The 250-nt window shown below is 64.0% G+C and carries 1 protein-coding gene; it reads right to left on the bottom strand.

Annotation, left to right across the window (positions count from 1 at the left end):
- The coding region (locus tag ACLQ24_RS30655) for a hypothetical protein (protein WP_425895203.1) at positions 1 to 152 on the bottom strand (152 nt) is incomplete at its 3' end.
- Positions 153 to 250: the final 98 nt, after the last annotated feature.

The following is a 250-nucleotide window of genomic DNA, read 5'->3' as shown; positions in this document are numbered from 1 at the left end:
AAGTCGAGCAAGGCGATCTGACCGCCAGGTCGGATAAGGATGTTATCCGGGTGGATGTCCTGGTGGGTGTTCACCATTGGGTGGTCACCGAGCATGTCGGCCAGGACGGTGCCGCGGCGGCGGGCAACCTCTTCAAGGTCGGCGGGGATCAACTGATCTCGTCCGAGACGATTAAGCAGGTCGGACAGGTGGCGAACGCGGGAGGCGGGTGTCGCGGGGACGGCGATGGTTGACCCGTTGTGCAGCAGCG

The organism is Micromonospora sp. DT4, assembly GCF_049841675.1.
In the GTDB taxonomy this organism is placed as follows: domain Bacteria; phylum Actinomycetota; class Actinomycetes; order Mycobacteriales; family Micromonosporaceae; genus Micromonospora.
This window is presented reverse-complemented; position numbering and strand designations above follow the sequence as displayed.